Origin of the sequence: Mesorhizobium sp. M7A.F.Ca.CA.001.08.2.1 (assembly GCF_003998455.1) — a bacterium.
GTDB lineage: Bacteria > Pseudomonadota > Alphaproteobacteria > Rhizobiales > Rhizobiaceae > Mesorhizobium > Mesorhizobium ciceri.
Genome location: NZ_RZPW01000447.1, coordinates 1 through 5,244 on the forward strand (window position 1 = coordinate 1; position 5,244 = coordinate 5,244).

Sequence of the window (5,244 nt, forward strand, 5' to 3'; positions counted from 1 at the left end):
GCGCAGCGCCTTCATCCGGTCGAGCGTTTCGGGCGATATGGGCGGCTGGCCGATGATATAACGCACCTCGGCCAGCACGTCGGCCGGCAGTTTCGCTACGCCGTCAGCGGTCGTCTCGACGATGCGATAGTGCGCCTTGAGCCGCGCCAGCTGCCGGGCTGTGAAGATCAGGTCGAGCGTGCGTGGTTCAGGCGCACTGATGACCAGCGGCAAGGCGCTGTTGGACATGACTATTCCCTCTGTTCCCCAATGGCCAAAATACCTTGGATGAAACGATTTACAACATCGCGCGGCCGAGGAGAGCGGGATTGGCGCTGGGATGAGGTGACCTGTCGGAGCCGATATGTGCCGGCAATGCAACAGTGAAGAATCGTTTGACCGCGATGGCGTGGATACGACGTAAGAACCAGTAATGGCACAATTGACACGGGGCAGGGAATTGGTTCTGCTGGCGCCGTATCAATTTGGAGGGCACTTTACAGTGAAGAAATACGAGAAACCAACCTTGCAGAAGCGCGACAGGCTTTCGGGTGTCACGGCCCAGACTGCCCCATCGACACCTCCGCCGGCCGTCAGTGATTGATTGGCGTCTGACGCATTCGCCTGACAAGGGCAATCAATAACGGCAATCGATAGGGCGCGACTGGTCGCGCCCTATCGCATATTGGCCATGGGCGCCTGCTTCTGTCCCAGATGCCGGACCTTACGGCCGATGATCATCAGCTGGCGCGCGGTGTTGTTGCGCAGGCGCCGCACGCGCCATTCCAGCCCGGTGTCGGCGGTAATCGACTTGGCATAGTAACTGACCCGCATGCCATCCTCATCGGCAGCCACCTTGACCGGGTCGTCATAGAAGGCGTTGATCTTGTCAGCCGCCATGCCTGGAGTTTCGAGCCAGCGTGGAATGTGAACCGAATGGAGCTGATCGACATCGGTCATCACGCGGCCGATGCCGACGCCCGGCGTCGGACACGTGGTACAGAAAGCATCGCCGATGAAGATGACCCCGTCGCGGCGATGGCCTTGCGTCGTGCTCAGGCTGATCTGCCTGACCTCGACAGGACTCGCGACTTCGAAGTTGCCGCATCGCACGGCTATTTCGGGCATCAATTCGCAGAGCATCTTTTGCGGCTCCTGACGGAACGCCCGCGTCCACGGCTCGGCCACGTTGCGATAGAGGAACATGTTCGCCCGCATCTTGTCGCCGAGGGGAAAGATGCTGATGTAGGCGATACGGTCGGCGGCCCGCCTGCTGTAGCAGGTGACGGACTGATGACCGAAATCGCTGGGCGAGATGGCGAGGTCGAATCCCATCGACAGTGAATGCGCCTTCGATTGCTCGATACGCTCGACGCCGACGGCGCGCCGCACCGCCTCGCCGTGACCGGTTGCCACCACCAGCAGGCGGGCATCGATGACGGTGCCGTCGGCCAGCACAAGCCGCTGCCGGTCCGGTCCAGTCGAGACTTCGGTTACCTTGCCGACCGTCAGCGGCACTTGCGCAGGCAAGGCGTCGCGCAGGCCATTGATCAGCGCGCCATAGGAGAATGTGAATTCAGCCTTCTTCTCATGCGCGAAGAACTGGCCGAGGCGAAAGACATGCGTGTCGGTCGTGGAGGTGACGAGACGCTTGAGTGTCGCATCGAGGCCGAGCTTTTCGAACAGCAGCATCTGATCCATGCCGATCTTCTCGGCCCGGAATTCCTCGTGGTGGACGCGGTGCGGGTCGATCAGCGCCACCTTGCGGCCGGCTCGTCCCAACAGCATTGCCAAGGTCGTGCCGGCCATTCCGGCGCCGACGATCGCCACATCGACTTGGGCCGGGCCGGCCTCTGAGATGCTCATTTTTGCTGCTCTTTCTGGTGGCAACGGCGCGTTTCACAATCTCCGGTAGAAAATATCCTCCGGACCTAAATCAACCGCAAGCAACCGGCGCGCGTGCTTGGTAGTAACCAATGCTTAGGTTAATCGCGGGCCCGCTGCTTCCAGCGCGGTGCGATCGCCGAGCCATCGATGAACTCAAAGCCGCCAGCCTCGTTGAGCGTGTGAAGTTTACGCCCACTCCATAGCGCACCTGGATTTAAGATGGTTTCAACGACCTGCTCCATGCCGATCAAATCAAGGTGAGAAATGCGTGCGATGCCAAGCGCCGCGCCATAGCTCCTGCGGCAGTCCTGGACCGGGCGCAGCAGGTCATTGCCGCGCCTGACCATGCGGCCGGCTGGCCGCGCCGAGGCGATGTCGATCAGCACGGGATTTTTGGGGTGCGGCGTCCAGGGGCCGCGAAAATCCGGCGCCGACCACAGATGCAGCGCGTCGGAGAAGGCGCCGCCGCCGTCGCGGACGGTGGCGAACAGCCACCAGGCGCTGCCATGCTCGACAAGCGTGGCGTCGCTGGCGACGACACCGGACAGAAGCGTCGCCTCCTTGACCCATCCGCCGGGAAAAGCTGTGGCCCGGTAGAGATCGACCGTGCCGTTGGCGCAGCTTTCCGGCACCATCCAGACCTCGCCGTCGCGCTCGAAGACGAAGGGGTAGGAGAGATGGTAGGGCAGCTCCAACACCGGTTCAGGCCTTCCGAGCGGGCCTGCCGGGCCGAAGGGAACGGCGGAGATGATGGCTTTGCCGAGCCGATGGATATAGTCCTCGACGAACAGGGTCAGCTGGCCCTGGTAGAGGATGGGGAACGGATCGGCGTAGAAGCGGCTGCCGTCGTCCGGCAACTCTTGCCAGCCCGATGCTGGATGCGCGCGCAGGTCGAAAAGATCGCGGCCCCCGGTTTGCCGCCAGCCGACCTTCCAGTGCGGCGCGTTGTAGCAAAGGTGGTAGATCTTCTGGACGATCCGCCGCGCCAGCGCCTTGCCGGCTCTGACCCCAAGCTTGCCGGCCGAAGGCATTGGCGGCGGGCTGCCTGGCTGCGCCGGCTCGGGCAGATCGGGCACCGATCTTGCCGCGCCTGACATGGCAGCTATGATCAGGCTTGCTGTGCGCGCCAGCATATCCTGGAAGGAAGCCAGCGCGATGCCGCCATATTCGGTGCCCAGACGCCCGGCGGCGATCGCAACGCCGTTCTCCTCGATGCGGGCAAGCGGCGTGCGACCTGCGAGGATCAGGGCCAGCAAGGCCGCTTCGCCGCTGGCGCCGTCATAGGTGACGCGCCAGATCCGTGTGCTTTCCAGCCTGACATCGCCGCAGAGGTCGATGACCAGGTCAGGCGAAGCGGGGGACTGCCGGTAGGGCGCGAGCGCCGAAAGCGGCACACGCTTGGCCAGTCCATCATGGGACAGTCCGTGGATCGCCGTTTCGAGTTGAAACAGGGCCGCGGCGCTGCGCGGAATGCCACCGCCCGCCGGCCTGACATCGACGGACAGTTCGACGTCTTCGAGCGCGGCGAGGCGCTCCAGCAGCGTGACGTGAAAGGCGCGGACGCAGTCGCCGTCCAGGCGGAGGCTTATCTGCATGTTGGAGGTCCGAAAAGGCGGTGCCCGGCCTTGCCGGCCAGGCCGGTCCGGTCAAATTGTAACCCCATTTGCATTCGTCTCCGCTCGCTGCGTAGCCAACACCTCGATATGTATATTTTTAAGCAAACCGCGTGCCAAAATTCACGTCACCTCTCAACATAATTAACAATGTTTTAACAGTTGGAGGAATAGCTAGGTTAGCGCCGCAAACTGATCTTGCCGGCATATGGAGTATTGTCGGAGGCAGCCATGCAATCATCCCTGCCCATGGTTCCTCAGCAACACTCCCCGGATCCGGCACGCGCGGGATCATATGCAGCCTCCACTGTCGAACTGGGCGATCTGAAGCGCATCCTGGTGCGCCGCCGGTTCTGGATCTTCGGCACCGTCGCACTGCTGACGCTGGTCGCCCTGCTCTACGGCCTTTTCACACCGGCGCTCTACAGCTCGGCGGCGGAAATCCTGATCGATCCGCAGGACCTGCAGGTGGTCACCAACGACGTCAATCCCAGCCGTATCTCACCCGATGGCGGCATCACGCAGGTCGAGAGCCAGGTCAGCGTGGTCCAGTCGACAGGCGTGCTGATGCGGGCGATCGCGGCGACAAACCTGACGCAGGATCCGGAATTCAATGGGCAGGGCTTGCTGTCGCGCCTGCTCGGTTCGGCATCAGCCGAAGGCGACAGGTCGGTGCAGACACTCGACGCACTGCGCCGGCGCCTGGCGGTGAAGCGGGCCGACAAGGTCCTGGTCCTCGACGTCATCGTCACTGCCAAGAGCGCCGACAAAGCCGCCCTCCTGGCCAACGCCATCGCGCAGGCCTACCTGGTCGACCAGGCGAGCGCGCGCGCGAAAATGGCCAAGGACGCTTCCGAGTCGATCACCGCGCGGCTGGACGAGCAGCGCAAGCGCGTCCAGCAAGCCGAAAACGCCGTCGAAGCCTACAAGTCCGCCAACAACATGGTGATGGCGGCAGGCAATCTGGTCAGCGACCAGGAACTGACCGAGATCAACACGCAGCTTGCGACGGCGCAGAGCCGCACCGCGGCGCTGAAGGCGCAGGTCGACCAGATGCGCCGGCAGAGCGGCACGCCGGACGCAACTTCGGAAGCAATGCGCTCGGCGGTGATCTCGAGCCTGCGGGCGCAAGAGGCGACGTTGGTCGACCAGGTCTCGCAGCTCGGCACGGAGTTGGGGCCGCGTCATCCCTCGCTGATCGCAGCCCAGCAGCAACTGCGCGACACGCGCCAGCTGATCGCGCGCGAACTTGGCCGCATCGCCACCGCCACCGAGACCGACTACGAACGGGCGCTGGCCAACCAGCAGGCGCTGGAAGCCAAGGTCGCCGGCATGAAGAGCAAGTCGCTCGACACCGATCAGGCCTCGGTGCGGCTGCGCGAATTGCAGCGCGACCTCGAGGCGCTGCGTTCCGTCTACTCGAACTATCTCCAGCGCGCCCAGGAGACGCGCGAGCAGATCAATGTCGACAGCACCAATGCGCGCATCATCTCCAACGCCATGCCCGCCTTGAAGAAGAGCTGGCCGCCTCTGCCGCTGCTGTTGCTGGGCGCGATATTCGGCGGCCTTGGGCTCGGCACCGGTCTGGCGCTGATCGCCGAATATTCCTCGCCGACGGTGCTTTCCAGCGCCCAGATGCAGTCGGCCATCGACGCGCCGGTGCTGGGCGTGGTGCCGGCAAAGTCAGACACAGGCCGGCGCTGGTGGCCTTTCGGCGGGGCGCGCGCCCCCCCCTCCAGCCAGAAGACCGATGCCGTCGTCGGCC

The 5,244-nt window shown here is 63.7% G+C and carries 3 protein-coding genes and 1 pseudogene; 1 reads left to right on the top strand and 3 read right to left on the bottom strand.

Features of this window, described 5'->3' with window-relative positions; all coding sequences use genetic code 11:
* The 3 genes and pseudogenes from EN914_RS23340 to EN914_RS23350 form a co-directional block, all read right to left on the bottom strand.
* Positions 1-228: pseudogene (locus EN914_RS23340) on the bottom strand (hydroxyacid dehydrogenase); the annotation flags it as partial.
* 426 nt (positions 229-654) lie between these two features.
* A complete protein-coding gene (locus EN914_RS23345) occupies positions 655-1,845 on the bottom strand; it encodes an NAD(P)/FAD-dependent oxidoreductase (RefSeq protein ID WP_024501744.1) in 1,191 nt (396 codons plus the stop codon).
* A gap of 119 nt (positions 1,846-1,964) precedes the next feature.
* The gene (locus EN914_RS23350; RefSeq protein WP_024501743.1) at positions 1,965-3,461 is read right to left on the bottom strand and encodes a hypothetical protein; all 1,497 of its coding nucleotides are present in this window, start codon (positions 3,459-3,461) and stop codon (positions 1,965-1,967) included.
* 249 nt (positions 3,462-3,710) lie between these two features.
* On the opposite strand from EN914_RS23350, the gene EN914_RS23355 reads away from it, so the two are divergent.
* On the top strand, positions 3,711-5,244 hold a 1,534-nt coding region (locus EN914_RS23355), incomplete at its 3' end, for a GumC family protein (RefSeq protein WP_127389289.1).

Excerpts from the sequence above, each read along its gene's own strand:
- EN914_RS23350 (WP_024501743.1), bottom strand. The coding sequence starts at position 3,461 with ATGCAGATAAGCCTCCGCCTGGACGGCGACTGCGTCCGCGCCTTTCAC.
- EN914_RS23345 (WP_024501744.1), bottom strand. The coding sequence starts at position 1,845 with ATGAGCATCTCAGAGGCCGGCCCGGCCCAAGTCGATGTGGCGATCGTC.